Below are 15,516 nucleotides of genomic sequence, written 5' to 3' on the forward strand. Positions count from 1 at the left end.
CCAATATGAGCGCTTGTGGCGCAGAATTATTGTTACTGGAACGCGTACGACCTATAGAAAGTAGCAATTTCCGAACCAGAGTCCCGAACAAGTGTTTTAAAAGGTTGGGGGGAGGGAGGAGGGAGAGGGATTGGTGCACGGGAATGGGCGGCAGTTGAAGGCTGCACCAACTTGGGTCGATGCACGCATTTTTAGGTGCTGGGATGAGCCGTTGTGGCGAGGGAGCTTGCTCCCGCTGGAGGGCGAAGCACTCCCCTGGATTTTTCAGACAGGCCGTCTTTTTGCGACTGCTGCGCAGTCGAGCGGGAGCAAGCTCCCTCGCCACAAGGACTGTCTTCAGTCAAAGGTGATGAATGTCCCGGAAAACCGGGTCAGGCCAGCAAATCCTGCAACGTTGCCAGACTATCGGCCTCATCCACCGTCTTGTCCTGCCGCCAGCGCAGCATCCTTGGAAAACGCACGGCGATCCCGCTCTTGTGCCGTCGCGACAGGGCGATGCCTTCGAAACCCAGTTCGAACACCAGACTCGGCTTGACGCTGCTGACCGGGCCGAACTTTTCCACGGTGGTCTTGCGCACGATGCTGTCGACCTGGCGCATTTCCTCGTCGGTCAGCCCCGAATAGGCCTTGGCGAACGGCACCAGCGCTCGTTGGCTGGACTCGGGCGGGCCGTCCCACACGGCGAAGGTGTAATCGCTGTACAGACTGGCGCGCCGGCCATGTCCGCGCTGGGCATAGATCAACACCGCATCGACGCTGAATGGGTCGACCTTCCACTTCCACCACACGCCCATGTCCTTGGTCCGGCCTACGCCATACAGGGCGTCGCGGGCCTTGAGCATCATGCCCTCGACCCCCAGTCGCCGCGAGGCTTCGCGCTGGCGGGCCAGATCGAACCAGTCGCTGCCGGTGAGAATCGGCGAGGCCAGTAACACCGGGTTGTTACCGTGCGCGATGACTTGCTCCAGTTGCGCACGTCGTTCGGCCTGCGGACGGTTGCGCCAGTCTTCGCCCTGCCACTCCAGCAAGTCATAAGCGAGCACCACCACCGGCACTTCTTCGAGGATTTTCTTGTCGAGGGTTTTGCGCCCGATGCGTTGCTGCAGCTGCGCGAACGGTTGCACCGCCGGCGGTGCGGTCGATTGAGGATCGAAGGCGTCTGCGGTGCTCGGATGGGTGCTTTTCCAGACCACGATTTCGCCGTCGATCACCGTGCCGTCGGGTAACGCGTGGATCAAGGTATCGAATTCGGGGAAGCGTTCGGTCACCAGCTCTTCACCCCGCGACCAGACCCACAGCCGACCCTCGCGCTTGACCACCTGCGCGCGGATGCCATCCCACTTCCATTCCACCTGCCAGTTGCTCGCCGGCCCCAGCAGCCCTTCAAATTCCTCGACCGGTTGCGACAAGGCATGCGCGAGGAAAAACGGGTAGGGCTGGCCGCCACGTTGCGCATGTTCGTCGGCGGACTCCGGCGCGATCAGTTTCAAATAGCTCGCGGCATTCGGCCGGTTCGACAGGTCGGTGTACCCCACCAGGCGCTGCGCCACGCGTTTGCTGTCGAGGCCGGCCATCGACGCCAGAGCGCGGGTGACCAGCAGTTTCGACACGCCGACGCGGAAACTGCCGGTGATCAGCTTGATGCACAGCATCAGGCTCGGCCGATCCAGTTGCGCCCATAGCGCGGGCAGGTGGCGGGCGAGGTACTCCGGGGTTTCACCGCGCAGCGGCAGCAGCTTGTCTTCGATCCATTCGGCAAGGCCGGCCTCGGAGATGTGTGAATTTTCCGGCAGCACCAGGGAAATCGTTTCCGCCAAATCGCCGACGGATTGATAACTTTCCTCGAACAGCCACGGTTGCAGCCCCGAGACCTCCACCGCCAGTTCGCGCAGGACGCGCACCGGCACCAGTTGCCGCGGGCGCCCACCGGCGAGAAAGTACACCGCCCATGCCGCGTCTTGCGGTGCTGCCTGAGCGAAGTAGGTTTGCATCGCCGCCAGTTTGGCGTTGCTCGACGTGGTGGCGTCGAGTTCGGCGTACAGCTCGGCGAAGGCTTTCATGCTTGCACCTCGGCGATGGCAGGTTCGGCGTCGATGTTTTCTTCCTCATCGTCGCCGTATTCGGTGTTGAAGCCCTGCGCATCCAGGCCTTGTTCACGCAGATGGCGCACCAGCACGCCGATCGAACCGTGGGTGACCATCACCCGTTCGGCGCCGGTCTGTTCGATGGCCCAGAGCAGGCCGGGCCAGTCGGCGTGATCGGACAGCACGAAACCACGGTCCACGCCACGCCGCCGGCGGGTACCGCGCAAGCGCATCCAGCCGCTGGCGAAGGCGTCGCTGTAGTCACCGAACCGGCGCATCCAGGTGCTGCCGCCCGCCGAGGGCGGGGCGATCACCAGTGCCTGACGCATGATCGGGTCGGATTTTTTGATGTCGCCGGCGTAGATCGTCGGCGGCAGGTACACGCCGGCCTCGCGGTAGACCCGGTTCAGCGGCTCGACGGCGCCGTGACTGAGGATCGGGCCGAGGCTGGCGTCGATGCCGTGCAGAATCCGCTGAGCCTTGCCGAACGAGTAACAGAACAACACGCTGGCCTTGCCGGCGGCGATGTTCGCCTGCCACCACTGGTTGATCTCGTTGAACACCTGCGCCTGTGGTTGCCATCGGTAGATCGGCAGGCCGAAAGTCGATTCGGTGATGAAGGTGTGGCAGCGCACCGGTTCGAATGGCGCGCAGGTGCCGTCGGGTTCGATCTTGTAATCCCCCGACGCGACCCAGACTTCGCCACCGTATTCCAGACGCACCTGGGCCGAACCCAGCACATGCCCGGCGGGATGGAAACTCAAGGTCACGCCGTGATGGGTCAGCCGCTGGCCGTAGGCGAGGGTTTGCAGGTTGATGTCCTGACCCAGACGCGCACGCAAAATCCCTTCGCTGGCGCTGCTGGCAAGGTAGTGCTGATTGCCGTTACGGGCGTGATCGCCGTGGGCATGGGTGATCACCGAGCGCTCGACCGGGCGCCACGGATCAATGTAGAAATCCCCGGCAGGGCAATACAAACCTTCGGGGCGGGCGATAACAAGGTCCATGTCGTTACCAGAATGGGGGGCTTGTTAGCTATGAGGTTGGCGCGAGTCCGGAAGTTCTATCGGGTTTTTATGTGGGGCGAAAAGCAAAAGATCGCAGCCTTCGGCAGCTCCTACAGGATGTTCACCATTCCCATGTAGGAGCTGCCGAAGGCTGCGATCTTTTGATCTTGCTCTAGCGTTTATTTGCCCGGGGTCAGGGTCAAACGCGTCTTGCCATACACCCGGTCAAAGTTCTGCGGCTGCATCGGCAAGCCGATGTACTGGCCCTTGAGCCAGGCGTCTATGCCATTGAGGTAGTTCGGGCTGGCCGGGTTACCGGACTGGCCGGTGCCGTTCTGGCCCGTCAGCGGCTCGCTCTGGCTGAAGTCGACGATGAAACGCATCGACGGCGCACGGGTGGTGTTGAAGTCCTGACCCCAGGCAAACGCCGCGGTATTGAGCGTGGTGTGATCGCCGCCGGCTGCCAGCGGGCCGCGAACGGTTTGGCCGCTGGCGTTTTTCCACGTGTAGCTGTGCAGTTTGCCCCACTGCCAGGCCTTGTGATCGCCACCCAACTGACTATCGCCAGCGCTGATCGCCGCCGCCAGACTGCGCGCCAGAATCACGGCCTTGTCTTCTTTCTGCGGGGTACGAAGGTCATCCCAGAACGGGCTGTCCTCGCGCCCGAGCAGGTGATCGGCCTGCGCCGCGTAGGACAAGTCGCCATTGGCGATAAAGGCTTTCCACGCCGGGCTCGACTCGGGGCCGAGCTCGTCGAGGAAGATCTGCTTCATGCTTTCTTGCAGGAACAGTTCATAGATCGCCGCATCCGCCGAGGTCGGGCTGAGCTTGCCGTCGAACGCCATCAATCGCGTGAACGCCTCGCGCGCCTTGTTGCGATCGACTTCCGGCAGGGCGTCGATCGCCTGTTTCAGCGGCTGCTTCATGCCCGGCGCTTCAAACATTTTCTTCAGCTTGGCAGCGAAGGTGGTGGTCTGGTCGTACTGCATGGCGATCACGCTGCGACCGTCCTGTTTGCCGCTGTTGGCCAGTTCCGCCAAGCGCTCGCCGCGCTCTGGCGCTGCCCATGAGTTGGACAACTGCATGCCGTAGCCATGGGGAATGACCCGCTGGTTGGCGGTGCCGAGCCAGCCTTGGGTGGGGTCCTGATCGTACGGGTGCAGCATCGGGTCGGCGTAACCGTCCCAGTCGTAGCGACCTTCCCAGCCCGGCGATGGCAGCAGGCCTTCGCCTTCGCGACGGTTGGGGAAACGCCCGGTGACTTGCCAGCCGATGTTGCTGGCGTCGGCGAACACCATGTTCAGGGCGATGGCGCGGATCTCGCGGCTGGCGTCTGAAGCGCGTTCAACGTTCTGCGCGCGGGTCAGGTCAAAAAATGCGTCCAGCGATTTGTCGTCGGTGAAGCTCGGGGTTTGCAGGGCCAGGCCAAAACCTTTGCCCTGTACGGCCTGAGCACTGTTGAGCAGCGCACCATGGCGGGTTTCGTACACCGCTTCGCGAATCGGCCGTTGGCCTTTGACGAAATAGGTTTCGTTGCGCACGCCCAGCGGCTGCCATTTGCCATTGACCTCATAGGTCAGGCTGTTGCCCTGACGGCGGATTTTTTCCAGGAACAGGTCCTGGTTGTCGCCGAGCACGCTGGTGACGCTCCACGCGACTTTGCCGTTGAAGCCGCCGAGGATCATCGGCAGACCGGCAACGGTGACACCGGCAGCCTGATATTTCGGCGCGCGGATCTGCACGAAGGTCCACAGCGACGGTGCCGCCAGCGGGCCGTGGCTGTCACTGGCGAGAATGCTCTTGCCGCTGCGGCTGCGTTGCGGGGCAATCGCCCAGTTGTTCGAGGTGCTGGCGCCGAGCAGATTCACCGCCGCCAGTTGTTGGCTGGCGTTGCTCAGCTCCGTCAGGCCGGGGATCTGCCCGTTGAGCTTGAGGCCTTGCAGCTTGTCGGCTTCGGCCAGTGGCAGGTTTTCATCCGGTGCGGACGGGGTCAGCCAGGCGAGCTTGTCGCTGCTCACGGTTTGCGCCAGCACCAGCGAGGAAATCTCTTCCGGCAGGTTGGCCGACTGGCTGAAGTTCAGCAGCGCGAACATCAGTGCCGAATCTTCCGGTTTCCAGTATTCCGGCTTGTAGCCGCTGGACGCGAGGTCACCCGGCAGTTTGTCGGCGTAGCGGAACAGGTAGGCGTTGACGCCCCGTGCATAGACTTCGAAGAAGCGCTTGAGGCGTGGCGACGAGGCCTTGTACAGCTCGTCGGCGCTTTTCTTCAGGTTGACCGCGCGCATGTAGCGGTCGGCGTCGAGCATCGAGGCACCGGACATTTCCGCCAGACGGCCCTGGGCCAACAGGCGCAGGGTGACCATCTGGTTGATGCGGTCGCTGGCGTGCACGTAACCGAGGGTGAACAGGGCGTCGTGGAAGCTGTTGCTTTCGATCAACGGCATGCCCATGGCATTGCGCCGTACCGATACGTTCTGCGCCAGGCCCTTGAGCGGTTGCACGCCGGAGGTCGGCGGAAGAGTGTCCTGCGCGTCCCAGGTCTGGCAACCGGACAGGCTCAAGACACCGGTCACTGCTGCGGCAACGCCGAACCGGGGAAGAAAATGTGTAAGGGCTGGCGAGGCCATGGCAAAGCTCCTGCGGGGGTGTAGAGGCTGGGGGCGCAATAAAGCCGCTACGTTAGTGAGCAGGAGGTGGCCGCGCAAGCGGGCGTGGGGGTTATTTGTGTATTTCTGTCGAATGGAAAAGATCGCAGCCTGCGGCAGCTCCTACATTGAATTGAGTACACCCTGTAGGAGCTGCTGTGTTGTGGTCGAATTTTTTTAGACCATGATGTAGGAGCGTCGATTTAAGGAAGCATCATGGGATATCGGGTTGTCACGTCAGAGGAAAAAGCAGAAGCCATTCGCTTGGTCGTGGAGATGAATTACTCCATCCCTAAAGCCTGTGAAGCTACTAATGTGGGCCCTACGGCCCTGCGTCGCTGGGTTTCGCGCTGGCGTCGAGAGCAGGAAGGCATGTCGCAGCCACCGCGATTGCAGGATCAGGAACTGATCGAATCGCTCCAGGCAAAGCTGGCACTGCTTGAAGCCGAGAACCAAGTGCTAAAAAAGCAATTGCCCTCTCATCTAAAGGTTCTGTTCGGTCGAACCAAGTGATTGATGGCGTTCGAGGTGCAATGTCGATTCGGCGCATGTGCTCAGTGCTTGGTGTTGCCCGAAGCAGCTATTACACCAAGCGTAAACCCAAGCGCCTGAAGCCTGAACTGCGCTTGCTGAGGCGTAAACTTCGTGCGATGCATAAAGAACATCGTGAGGCGTTAGGTACTCGTGGGTTTTCCAGAGAGCTAAGAAAAGAGGGGATTTTTATTGGGCGCTGTCGAATGCGCACGCTGATCAACACCTTTGGCCTACACCGACGCAGACCGTGTTATGCCCACTATCGACGCGCTACGAAACCAGCGATTGTTGCACCGAACATACTTGATCGGCGTTTTAATCCGACCCAGCCAGACACCCTTTGGGCCGGCGACATTACCTACATCCGAGTCGGAAATAGCTGGCTTTATCTGGCGGTGGTGATGGATCTGTTTTCACGCAGAATTGTGGGGTGGGCCTGTTCCCGAACTGCCGATGCTGAGCTGTCTGCAAGGGCGCTAAGGTTAGCAGTGTCACTACGCCGTCCGATGCCTGCGTTGCTATTTCACTCAGACCAAGGCTGCCAGTACACCGCTGATCGATTTGTTGGCTGCTTGGCAGAAAACCGGATCGTTCAGAGCATGAGTCGTCGAGGGAACTGCTGGGATAACGCAGTTGTTGAGCGCTATTTCAGGACGTTGAAACACGATTGGATGCCGGAAAACGGCTACCAAAACCATTTCGAAGCGGAGAAGGATGTGATGGATTTTGTTCATCACTACAACCATCGTCGTTGCCACTCTGCCTCGAACCAATTGCCGCCTGCGCTATTTGAGCAGCAGGCGGCCTAATACTCCTACGGAGTGGTTTAATAAAACTGAACCACTACACTGAAGGCTGCGATCTTTTGATCTTCAATCAGGCTTTCGGCGGGTTGATCTTATGCACTTGCCTGATACGTGGAGGTGATGCTGAAGTGCGGGAAATTCACTGACCCCGCATGAGAAAAAAACGCCATGGAGCTCAAGGCCAACGCGGCACTGATCATCATCGACCAGCAACAAGGCATTCTGCAGCCACGCCTTGGCAGGCGGAATAATCCACAGGCCGAAGAACGCATGCTCGATTTACTGAGGGAGTGGCGCAGCAGCGGGCGGCCGGTGATTCATGTGCAGCATCTGTCGCGTGAAGTGGATTCGGTGTTCTGGCCCGGGCAGTCAGGGGTGGAATTTCAGCAGCGATTCATGCCGCAGGACGGTGAATGGCTGATCCAGAAACAGGTACCGGATGCGTTTTGTGCCACAGGGCTGGAAGCGCAGTTGCGGGAGGCCGGGATCGGGCAATTGATCATTGTTGGTGTAGCGACCAACAACTCGGTGGAATCCACGGCGCGCACGGCCGGCAATCTGGGATTTGACGCCTGGGTGGTGGAGGATGCGTGTTTTACCTTCGACAAGGCCGATTACTTCGGCACACCGCGTTCAGCCGAAGACGTGCACGGGATGTCGCTGGGGAATTTACACGGGGAGTATGCAACGGTGGTCAGTGCTGCGCAGATTCTGGCAGTCGCCTGAGAAACCTGTGGGAGCTGGCTTGCCAGCGATAGCGGAGTGTCAGGCTACATCAATACGGATATGCCGACCCTTTCGCGAGCAAGCTCGCTCCCACAGTCGACTGCGTTCAGGCAGCAGGAATGCGGTCAACTGTGGGAGCGAGCTTGCTCGCGAAGGCAATGTGTCAGGCGAAGAGTATCTTCACCCGAAACATCAAGCGCCGTGGCACTTCTTGAATTTCTTGCCGTTGCCGCATGGGCAAGGGTCGTTGCGGCCGACGTCTTTCAGGGCGTTGCGCACCGGTTCCTGGTGGGCGTGGCCGCAGTTCGGGCCGTGGACATGACCATGGTCGTGATCGTGATGATGGTCATGATCGTGGTTGCAGTCAGGGCCATGGACATGAGGTTGCTGAGTCATCGGTTGTGCTCCGGAATTAAATCGGCGGGGATTATCACGCCATTGCGCTCCAGGTGCACGTAGTGGGCGATGAATAAACCGGTTTCCATCTCGCCCTGCAATCGATAGGGGATCTGCTGGTTGGGATTTTTCAGCATTTTCACCACGTCTTTTACCCGCGGCCACAGGTTGGTGCGGATCGGTATCCGGTAGAACCCGCTGCTTTTCGGCGCCACGGTAATCCAGTGTTCATGCTCGCCTTCGGCCAGCAGCATATCCGCCAGATGAATGCGATATTCCATGCCGCGCACGGTCAGGTCGCTGCCGTTGGGGTTGTCGATGCGAAAGTGCAGGATGAATTTCTGCTCTAGCAGCTTGGCCCGCACCACCTCGACTTTCACCAGGTGCACGGCGGGGTCGACGCTGTCGTCGCTGGACCATGAGGCGCAACCGCCGAGGTTCAGTAACAGCAGCAGGGGAAGAATGTTGAATGTGCGCCATAGTCCGAGCATGAGTTAACTCCCTTTGCTGGCAGTCTAGACGCTAAAAGATCGCAGCCTGCGGCAGCTCCTACATGCGTTGCGTCCCCTGTAGGAACTGCCGCAGGCTACGATCTTTTGATCCTAAGCGCCGAAATACCCCGCACAGCACTTCTTGAACTTCTGCCCGCTGGCACACGGACACGCATCGTTGCGCCCCAGCTTCAACTGCACGGTCGGGTCGATGAAGTACCAGCGGCCGCTGTTCTGCACGAACGAGGAGCGCTCGCGGTGGCTGTGTTCGCCCTGGCTGTCGTGCCAGCGCGCGGTGAAGGTGACGAAGGCGTGCTCGGGTTGGCCGCCGAACACTTCCGAGCTTTCGACCTCAAGGCCGAGCCAGGTGCTCTGCGCGCTCCAGTCACTGATCGCCTGGCGATCCAGACCCGCCTGCTGGGCGGGCAGGGTGGTGGCCACCAGATAATCGATCAGCCCCAGCACGTAGGCGCTGTAGCGCGAGCGCATCAGCGCTTCGGCGCACGGCGCCGGGTGGCCTTCGTGATAGTGGCCGCAGCAGGCCTCCAGCAGGTTGCCGCTGCCGCACGGGCAAATGGCTGTACTCATTGCATTACCACCAGTATTTGCCGAAGTTTTCCGGATTGGCCCAGAACCGCGAGTTGAGCCAGTCGGGGACTTGTTTGTAGTCAAGCAGATCGTAGGTGAACAGGGTCAGTACCTGCTCGTCACGCTGAAAGCGTTCACTGGCCTGCAGCGCCAGCGAGTAGAAGTCGGTTTCCTGCCAGCCGCTGGCCGGCAGATCCGCCAGCACTGCAATGCGACTGGCGTTGAGGTTGCGAATCCCGCCCAGCAGATTCAGGCCGTCGCGCTTGGGCAAATGCTCCAGGCAATCGACCACCAGCGCCAGGTCGAAGCGCCGCGCCGCGAGTTCGGCGGGCAGCGCACCGGGTGCGGCGTGGGCCACGCAGGTGTCCGGATGTGCCTGCTTGAAAGCGGCGAGCGCCGGAAATTCGCTGGCGCCGATCAGCAGCAGACGCGCCGGGGCATAGCGATCCAGTAATGCGGCCAGCGCCTGTTGCGGCGTGCGCGGAGAAATGGCGACGTTCATCGAAGCTCCTCAATCAGATCGCCAAGACTAGCGCGCCAGACGGATCCGGCCTAGAGCCCGATTTGTCGCGCCTGGTAAAAGTGCCAAATCCCTGTGAACACGCTCCCAAATGCCAGTGGCCTATTGCTGGCGGAGATTAAAACTCCGGTCTTTACTCCGTGAATCGGTTCTAAGCCGATCCCTCAGGAGAAAACCAGATGAGCATAGTTCGGACAGCATTACCTTTGATTCTGCTAACCAGTGTGTTGACTGGTTGCGCAGGTTTGCAGAAAACCGATTGGCCGACCTGTGCGGCGGTCGGCGGTGTGGTCGGTGCGGGCCTCGGTGCGACGGAGAGTTCGGCGTGGGCCGGCTACGGCGCCCTGTTGGTCGGCGGTACGGCAGCAGCCTATTGCTGGGTGCACGGCGATGGCGACGAAGACGGCGATGGTGTGCCGGACAGTCGCGACAAGTGCCCGCACACCCCTAAAGGCGTGCAGGTCGATGCTGACGGCTGCCCACCACCTGCCCCTGCGCCAGTGGTAGAGGAGGCGGTTGTGGTCAAGGAAGAAACCATCGTCATTCGCGATGTGCACTTCCAGTTCGACAAAGCCACCCTGACCGGCTCCGACAAACAGGTGCTGGATAAAGTCGCCACGCGCCTGAAACAAGAGTCGTCCACGGCGCAACTGACCGTGACCGGCCACACCGACAGCGTCGGCAGCGATGCCTACAACAAGAAACTGTCGGATCGCCGTGCGCACTCGGTGGTGGAATATCTGATCCAGCAGGGTGTGCCGCGTGCCAGCTTCGTGTCGGTCTCGGGCATGGGTGAAAGCCAGCCAGTGGCGGATAACAAAACCGCTGACGGTCGCGCACAGAACCGTCGTACCGAAATCAAAATCGTCCGCTAGCCCCTCTCGCATCTGCGGCTTGTGCAGTCGCGGATGCGGGTCTTTACTCCTGTGTAACCGGTATGGGCCGGTGACACAGGAGCTTTCACAATGACTGTTTTCTCAAGGTCCGTCTTGCCGGTGCTGCTGCTGGGCAGCCTGCTTACCGGTTGCGCCACTCATAGCGATGGCGATGCACCCCTCAATCAACGTACGTGGCCGATCTGCAGCCTGATCGGCGGGCTGGTCGGTGGCGGTCTTGGCGCCATTGAAAGTGGCGGCTGGGCCGGCGGTGGTGCGGCGCTGGGGATTCTGACTGGCGGGCTGATCTGTTATGCCCAGGATGGCGATGAAGACGGCGATGGCGTGTTCGACCGCCGCGACCGTTGCCCTGACACCCCGGCCAATACCCCGGTCGATCATCGTGGCTGTCCGCTGCCGCAATACCCGGTCACTGCAAAAGCCCCCGAGCCTGCGCCGCAAACGGAAGTCATCACCCTCAGCGATGCCGGCAATGTGCTGTTCGATTTTGACAAGTCGGACCTGACCCCGGCCGCCAAGGCCCAGCTCGATACGCTGATGGACAAATTGCGCAATGCCGACGTGGTCAGCATCAAGGTCATTGGCCATACCGACAGCAAAGGTTCGGACGCCTATAACCAGGCACTGTCGGAACGACGCGCCAGCAGCGTGGCGGCGTACCTGCTGAGTCAGGGCCTGGCGCCGGACAAACTGACCAGTGAAGGGCGTGGCGAGAGCGAGCCGGTGGCCGATAACGCAACGGACGAGGGACGGGCGAAAAACCGTCGGGTGGAGTTGCATATCAATCGCTAGGACTTGTCTGTAGTCCGCAGGCTAGAGCTGCCGGTCGACGATCGTCGTCGAACCGGCAGCGATCCGACGACTGACAAATGTTTTTTCTTTTGCCCCTCTGGCTTATCCCCCGCGTAAGCCGTTACTGTGCGCCCAAAGAATAATTCCGACACGGGGGAGCGTATGAAGGTTTTCTGGGGGCTGGGGCGTTTGCTGACCCTGCTGTTCTGGTGCGTGGTGGTGGTCAATCTGCTGATGCCGTTTGTGCATCCGCTGCATCTGCTGGTCAATCTGGCCGGCGGCTTGTTGCTGGCACTGCATGTACTCGAATTGCTGTTCTCTCGCCTCAAGGGGCGTACCAACCCGTGGCGCGATCGTCTGCGCATCCTGCTGTTCGGCGTTTTTCACCTGCAAACCATCCCGGCCCCGGCCGCTCCGGAGGCTTCTTCCCATGCGTAAACTTTGCCTGCTCGCTGCATTCATCAGTCCTCTGGCCAGCGCCCAGGTGGTCAGCGTCGAAACCAACTCCCTGATGCGTTTGCCCAACACCGCCAGCACCCTGCAGCTGGAACGCCTGGACGTGGCGGACTACGGCACCTTGCTGATTCCTGCCAATGTGACCGAGCTGACCGTCGGCGAATTGCGCCTGGGCCATGAAGCACGCATCGCGATTGTTCCGAGCGAACAAGCGCTGGACATGAAGGTCATTCGTGCCGAACTGGGCGAAGGCAGCCTGATTACCGCACGTGGTGCGCCGGGCACTTATGAAAAAGCTGCCCGTGCCGGGCGTAATCTGAATTTGCAGTTCAAGGCACTGAACGCGCCAAAACTGTTTGTCGATGCCCGTGGCGGTACCGGCGCACCGGGTTTCGTCGGCCTGGATGGCGGCAACGGTGAAGATCCGGGCTGCACCTGGGGCGCAGCTGGTCATGGTTTTGATGGCAGCAATGGCAGCGACGGCCAGCCGGGCGCACCGGGGGCGTTGGTGCGTCTTGAAGTACCACGCGAGTTCCCGGCCGAGCTGATCAAGGTCAACGTTGCTGGCGGCGCCGGTGGTCCAGCGGGTGTTGGCGGCAAGGCGGGCAAGGGGGGCCAGTCCAAGGGCTGCCTGGTGTATCGCGCCGATGGCGGCAAGAACGGCAAGGCCGGGGCGGATGGTCAGCCTGGGCCGACGGGTGCGGCGGGGGCTGTGACCGTGCAGCGCCTCTGAATAACAGCACTGTTCACAATTGAGGTGAGGGGATAAATCCCCTCACCTCAAATAGTGCTGTAGTGCTTGCCGTCAGCGGGTCAGAACATCGGCCGCGCCGCCGCAATCGCCACCAGCACCAACCCGACAATCAGGTTGATCCCCACCACTCGGCGAATCCGCCCCAATACCGCCGCACCCGCCGGCCAGTCCTTGGCTTCCACCGCTTTACGCAATTCCGGCAGCATCAAGCCCTGAATCCGGATAAACAGCGCCGTCATTACCACATACAGCCCGATCATCACCTGTACGTACTTCGGCGCGGTCTCGAAACCGACCTGCTGCAAGTGCAGCGTGCCCACGCCGCTGATCGGCAGCAGGATCACCGCGACCCAGACCCAACGAAAAAAACCTTGAAACACTTCCACCCACAAGGTCAGGCGGGCGGGGCCGTCGAGAGCCTTGACCGCCGCCGGACGCAGGACCATCCAGGCGAAAAACATGCCGCCGACCCAGACCAGGGCGGACAGGACATGCAGTGGATAAACGAGGCTAAAAGGTGTCATTGGGGTACTCCGTTCTGCGCGGGACTGATTAGCGGGGTATGATAGCGGCCGATCCGAACTACTGAAAATTTATCCAGCGTTTTTACGCCCGACATTCAATGATCAGCACTGAACTCAAAACCACGATCCAGGGCGCCTATTCGCGTTTTCTTGAAGCCAAGAGCCTCAAACCGCGATACGGCCAGCGCCTGATGATCGCCGAAGTTGCCAAAGTCCTCGGGGATATCGACACCGACGACGAAGGCCGGCGCAGTGGCGACCCCGCGATTGTCGCGGTGGAAGCCGGCACCGGTACCGGCAAGACCGTGGCCTACAGCCTGGCCGCGATCCCGACGGCGAAGCTGGCTGGCAAACGCCTGGTGATTGCCACCGCCACCGTGGCCCTGCAAGAGCAGATCGTCTACAAGGATTTGCCCGACCTGATGCGCAACAGCGGGCTGAACTTCAGTTTTGCGCTGGCCAAGGGCCGTGGCCGCTACATGTGCCTGTCCAAGCTCGACATGCTGCTGCAGGAAGGCCACGCGCAAACCGCCACCGCGCAGCTGTTCGAAGAAGAAGGCTTCAAGATCGAGGTCGACGAGGCCAGTCAGAAACTGTTCACCAGCATGATCGAGAAACTCGCCGGCAATAAATGGGACGGCGACCGTGACAGCTGGCCCAACGCGCTGGAAGACGCCGACTGGGCGCGCCTGACCACCGATCACAGCCAGTGCACCAACCGTCATTGCCCCAACTTCGGCCAGTGCGCCTTCTACAAGGCGCGCGAAGGCATGGGCAAGGTCGACGTGATCGTCACCAACCACGACATGGTGCTGGCTGACCTCGCTTTGGGCGGTGGCGCGGTGCTGCCGGATCCGCGCGACACCATTTACGTGTTCGACGAAGGCCATCACCTCCCGGACAAGGCCATCGGCCACTTCGCCCACTACACGCGTCTGCGTTCCACTGCCGACTGGCTGGAAACCACCGCGAAGAACCTCACCAAATTGTTGGCCCAGCATCCGCTGCCGGGGGATCTCGGCAAGCTGATCGAGCAGGTGCCGGAGCTGGCGCGGGAGATCAAGACCCAGCAGCAGTTCATGTTTACCGCGTGCGAGCAGATTGCCGATTTCAAACCCGGCGAAGACGTCGAAGGTCGCGAGCGGCCACGCCATCGTTTCGTCGGCGGGGTGATTCCCGAGCACATGCGCGAAATGGGCATCGAGCTGAAAAAGGGTTATTCGCGGCTCAACGATCTGTTCACCCGTCTGACCGACCTGCTCAAGGAAGGCATGGACGGCGAGGTCAACATCGGCATTGCCAGCAATCAGGCCGAGGAGTGGTATCCGCTGTTCGGCAGCCTGTTGTCGCGGGCGTCGGGCAACTGGGAGTTGTGGACCGCGTTCACCGCCGAAGACCCGGAAGACAGCCCGCCGATGGCGCGCTGGCTGACGCTGGCGGAGAGCGGTTCGCTGTTCGACATCGAGGTCAACGCCAGCCCGATTCTCGCGGCGGAAACCCTGCGTCGCAGCTTGTGGAACGTGGCCTACGGCTGTCTGGTGACGTCGGCAACGCTGACCGCGCTGGGCACTTTCGACCGTTTCCGCATGCGCGCCGGCCTGCCGAAAAAAGCCGTCACCGCCGTGGTGCCGAGCCCGTTCCATCACGCCGACGCCGGTGTGCTGCGGGTCCCGGACCTGAAGGCCGACCCACGCGACGCTGCTGCTCACACCGCAGCGATCATCCGCGAGTTGCCGGATCTGGTCGAAGGCTCGCGCGGCACGCTGGTGCTGTTCTCTTCGCGCAAACAGATGCAGGACGTGTTCGACGGTCTCGACCGTGACTGGCGCAAGCAAGTGTTCATTCAAGGCAACCTGTCGAAACAGGAAACCCTGAACAAGCACAAGGCGCGGGTCGATGGCGGCGATTCCAGCGTGCTGTTCGGTCTTGCCAGTTTCGCCGAAGGGGTGGACTTGCCGGGGGCGTACTGCGAGCACGTGGTGATCGCCAAGATCCCGTTCTCAGTGCCGGACGACCCGGTCGAGGCGGCGCTGTCGGAGTGGATCGAGGCCCGGGGCGGCAATCCGTTCATGGAAATCTCGGTGCCCGATGCGTCCTTGAAACTGGTCCAGGCTTGTGGGCGTCTGCTGCGTACCGAAGAAGACCGCGGCACCATCACCTTGCTCGATCGGCGCCTGGTCACCCAGCGCTACGGCAAGGCGATCCTCAATGCGTTGCCTCCTTTCCGTCGTGAAATATCCTGAGACAACGGTGGGCAGTTTTGCCCGCCGCGCTGTCTATCTCTCTGCCATGCTTTT

16 protein-coding genes are annotated in these 15,516 nt (G+C 61.1%); 8 read left to right on the plus strand and 8 right to left on the minus strand.

The genetic code is table 11. The annotated features are described in order from the left end of the window. Window positions 1-371: 371 nt before the first annotated feature. The 3 genes from LOY52_RS06095 to LOY52_RS06105 all read right to left on the minus strand — a co-directional run bounded on the left by LOY52_RS06095 (window position 372) and on the right by LOY52_RS06105 (window position 5,718). Window positions 372-2,060 carry an ATP-dependent DNA ligase gene (locus LOY52_RS06095; protein ID WP_258678682.1) on the minus strand — a complete coding sequence of 563 codons (1,689 nt, stop codon included), beginning with the start codon at window positions 2,058-2,060 and terminating at the stop codon, window positions 372-374. Next, a complete protein-coding gene (locus LOY52_RS06100; RefSeq protein ID WP_258678684.1) occupies window positions 2,057-3,091 on the minus strand; it encodes a ligase-associated DNA damage response exonuclease in 1,035 nt (344 codons plus the stop codon). The genes LOY52_RS06095 and LOY52_RS06100 overlap by 4 nt, the downstream gene beginning before the upstream one ends. Window positions 3,092-3,270: 179 nt before the next feature. Further along, complete coding sequence (locus LOY52_RS06105; protein WP_258678686.1) at window positions 3,271-5,718, minus strand: penicillin acylase family protein; 2,448 nt, start codon at window positions 5,716-5,718, stop codon at window positions 3,271-3,273. A gap of 234 nt (window positions 5,719-5,952) precedes the next feature. Between LOY52_RS06105 and LOY52_RS06110 the strand changes: the two genes are divergently transcribed. From LOY52_RS06110 to LOY52_RS06120, 3 genes are all read left to right on the plus strand, one after another. Beyond that, a complete protein-coding gene (locus LOY52_RS06110) occupies window positions 5,953-6,249 on the plus strand; it encodes a transposase (protein ID WP_258675765.1) in 297 nt (98 codons plus the stop codon). Between the two features lie 20 nt (window positions 6,250-6,269). After that, a complete protein-coding gene (locus tag LOY52_RS06115; protein ID WP_256588498.1) occupies window positions 6,270-7,079 on the plus strand; it encodes an IS3 family transposase in 810 nt (269 codons plus the stop codon). A gap of 165 nt (window positions 7,080-7,244) precedes the next feature. Further along, a complete protein-coding gene (locus LOY52_RS06120; protein ID WP_258678688.1) occupies window positions 7,245-7,802 on the plus strand; it encodes a cysteine hydrolase family protein in 558 nt (185 codons plus the stop codon). A 192-nt stretch (window positions 7,803-7,994) separates the two neighbouring features. Here LOY52_RS06120 and LOY52_RS06125 read toward each other — a convergent pair whose 3' ends face one another. The 4 genes from LOY52_RS06125 to LOY52_RS06140 all read right to left on the minus strand — a co-directional run bounded on the left by LOY52_RS06125 (window position 7,995) and on the right by LOY52_RS06140 (window position 9,779). After that, a complete protein-coding gene (locus LOY52_RS06125; RefSeq protein ID WP_003198420.1) occupies window positions 7,995-8,198 on the minus strand; it encodes an SEC-C metal-binding domain-containing protein in 204 nt (67 codons plus the stop codon). Continuing rightward, window positions 8,195-8,689 (minus strand): LEA type 2 family protein, encoded by a 495-nt coding sequence (locus tag LOY52_RS06130; RefSeq protein WP_258678689.1) that lies wholly within the window; start codon window positions 8,687-8,689, stop codon window positions 8,195-8,197. Before LOY52_RS06130 ends, LOY52_RS06125 begins: the two co-directional genes overlap by 4 nt. Before the next feature lie 111 nt (window positions 8,690-8,800). Next, window positions 8,801-9,277, minus strand: coding sequence for a YchJ family protein (locus LOY52_RS06135; protein WP_258678691.1), 477 nt, complete (start codon window positions 9,275-9,277; stop codon window positions 8,801-8,803). 4 nt (window positions 9,278-9,281) lie between these two features. After that, window positions 9,282-9,779, minus strand: a complete 498-nt coding sequence (locus LOY52_RS06140) for a DUF6231 family protein (RefSeq protein WP_258678693.1) — start codon at window positions 9,777-9,779, stop codon at window positions 9,282-9,284. Window positions 9,780-9,976: 197 nt separating this feature from the next. Here LOY52_RS06140 and LOY52_RS06145 point away from each other — a divergent pair, with 197 nt between their 5' ends. From LOY52_RS06145 to LOY52_RS06160, 4 genes are all read left to right on the plus strand, one after another. Next, window positions 9,977-10,672 (plus strand): OmpA family protein, encoded by a 696-nt coding sequence (locus LOY52_RS06145; RefSeq protein WP_041070618.1) that lies wholly within the window; start codon window positions 9,977-9,979, stop codon window positions 10,670-10,672. Between the two features lie 90 nt (window positions 10,673-10,762). Next, complete coding sequence (locus LOY52_RS06150; protein ID WP_108590261.1) at window positions 10,763-11,485, plus strand: OmpA family protein; 723 nt, start codon at window positions 10,763-10,765, stop codon at window positions 11,483-11,485. A gap of 162 nt (window positions 11,486-11,647) precedes the next feature. Beyond that, window positions 11,648-11,923, plus strand: coding sequence for a DUF1145 domain-containing protein (locus LOY52_RS06155; RefSeq protein WP_258678695.1), 276 nt, complete (start codon window positions 11,648-11,650; stop codon window positions 11,921-11,923). Next, the gene (locus tag LOY52_RS06160; RefSeq protein WP_258678697.1) at window positions 11,916-12,674 is read left to right on the plus strand and encodes a collagen-like protein; all 759 of its coding nucleotides are present in this window, start codon (window positions 11,916-11,918) and stop codon (window positions 12,672-12,674) included. Before LOY52_RS06155 ends, LOY52_RS06160 begins: the two co-directional genes overlap by 8 nt. 80 nt (window positions 12,675-12,754) lie before the next feature. Here the strand turns inward: LOY52_RS06160 and LOY52_RS06165 are convergent, their stop codons facing one another. Next, window positions 12,755-13,219: a CopD family protein gene (locus LOY52_RS06165; RefSeq protein WP_258678699.1), complete on the minus strand. Its 465-nt coding sequence runs from the start codon at window positions 13,217-13,219 to the stop codon at window positions 12,755-12,757. Window positions 13,220-13,317: 98 nt separating this feature from the next. Between LOY52_RS06165 and dinG the strand changes: the two genes are divergently transcribed. Then, window positions 13,318-15,462 (plus strand): ATP-dependent DNA helicase DinG, encoded by a 2,145-nt coding sequence (gene dinG, locus LOY52_RS06170; RefSeq protein WP_007968875.1) that lies wholly within the window; start codon window positions 13,318-13,320, stop codon window positions 15,460-15,462. Window positions 15,463-15,516: the final 54 nt, after the last annotated feature.

Origin of the sequence: Pseudomonas sp. B21-051, from assembly GCF_024748795.1 — a bacterium.
Lineage (GTDB): Bacteria > Pseudomonadota > Gammaproteobacteria > Pseudomonadales > Pseudomonadaceae > Aquipseudomonas > Aquipseudomonas putida_A.

Bases quoted from the DNA above. Each gene is read 5' to 3' on its own strand.
- LOY52_RS06095 (WP_258678682.1), bottom strand. From the start codon at position 2,060: ATGAAAGCCTTCGCCGAGCTGTACGCCGAACTCGACGCCACCACGTCG.
- LOY52_RS06100 (WP_258678684.1), bottom strand. From the start codon at position 3,091: ATGGACCTTGTTATCGCCCGCCCCGAAGGTTTGTATTGCCCTGCCGGG.
- LOY52_RS06105 (WP_258678686.1), bottom strand. From the start codon at position 5,718: ATGGCCTCGCCAGCCCTTACACATTTTCTTCCCCGGTTCGGCGTTGCC.
- LOY52_RS06110 (WP_258675765.1), top strand. From the start codon at position 5,953: ATGGGATATCGGGTTGTCACGTCAGAGGAAAAAGCAGAAGCCATTCGC.
- LOY52_RS06115 (WP_256588498.1), top strand. From the start codon at position 6,270: ATGTCGATTCGGCGCATGTGCTCAGTGCTTGGTGTTGCCCGAAGCAGC.
- LOY52_RS06120 (WP_258678688.1), top strand. From the start codon at position 7,245: ATGGAGCTCAAGGCCAACGCGGCACTGATCATCATCGACCAGCAACAA.
- LOY52_RS06125 (WP_003198420.1), bottom strand. From the start codon at position 8,198: ATGACTCAGCAACCTCATGTCCATGGCCCTGACTGCAACCACGATCAT.
- LOY52_RS06130 (WP_258678689.1), bottom strand. From the start codon at position 8,689: ATGCTCGGACTATGGCGCACATTCAACATTCTTCCCCTGCTGCTGTTA.
- LOY52_RS06135 (WP_258678691.1), bottom strand. From the start codon at position 9,277: ATGAGTACAGCCATTTGCCCGTGCGGCAGCGGCAACCTGCTGGAGGCC.
- LOY52_RS06140 (WP_258678693.1), bottom strand. From the start codon at position 9,779: ATGAACGTCGCCATTTCTCCGCGCACGCCGCAACAGGCGCTGGCCGCA.
- LOY52_RS06145 (WP_041070618.1), top strand. From the start codon at position 9,977: ATGAGCATAGTTCGGACAGCATTACCTTTGATTCTGCTAACCAGTGTG.
- LOY52_RS06150 (WP_108590261.1), top strand. From the start codon at position 10,763: ATGACTGTTTTCTCAAGGTCCGTCTTGCCGGTGCTGCTGCTGGGCAGC.
- LOY52_RS06155 (WP_258678695.1), top strand. From the start codon at position 11,648: ATGAAGGTTTTCTGGGGGCTGGGGCGTTTGCTGACCCTGCTGTTCTGG.
- LOY52_RS06160 (WP_258678697.1), top strand. From the start codon at position 11,916: ATGCGTAAACTTTGCCTGCTCGCTGCATTCATCAGTCCTCTGGCCAGC.
- LOY52_RS06165 (WP_258678699.1), bottom strand. From the start codon at position 13,219: ATGACACCTTTTAGCCTCGTTTATCCACTGCATGTCCTGTCCGCCCTG.
- dinG (WP_007968875.1), top strand. From the start codon at position 13,318: ATGATCAGCACTGAACTCAAAACCACGATCCAGGGCGCCTATTCGCGT.